This is a genomic window from Clostridium sp. ZBS15 (assembly GCF_023845705.1).
Classification (GTDB): Bacteria; Bacillota; Clostridia; order Clostridiales; family Clostridiaceae; genus Clostridium; species Clostridium aquiflavi.
This window is the reverse complement of the sequence record NZ_JAMQHY010000222.1, coordinates 1-287: the sequence shown is the minus strand read 5'-3', so window position 1 is coordinate 287 and position 287 is coordinate 1. Positions and strand designations below refer to the sequence as shown.

General features: G+C 30.0%; 1 pseudogene. It reads right to left on the bottom strand.

Going from position 1 to position 287, the window contains the following annotated elements:
- Positions 1–287: pseudogene (locus NG904_RS17110) on the bottom strand (hypothetical protein); the annotation flags it as partial.

Here is a 287-nt window from a genome sequence, read left to right as displayed (position 1 = left end):
ACGATGCCAACAATAATCCTCGAACCATCTAATGATAAGTATTCGCTATTGTGAAATAGTGTTGCTTCTGATGCTATTACAGGTGATATATCACATAGTGTAAGAGCTGAACCTGGATCTGCAAAAATTATTTCTTTAGTTGTCTTTAATACCTTGCTATTTATTTCATATGGCAATGTTATAAACGCTCGTTTTTCATCTATTATATATACATCTGAATCTTGAAACTTCTTTATTGCATTAACTATATCTCCTCTATATTCAACTACTGTATTTAAATTATTTTC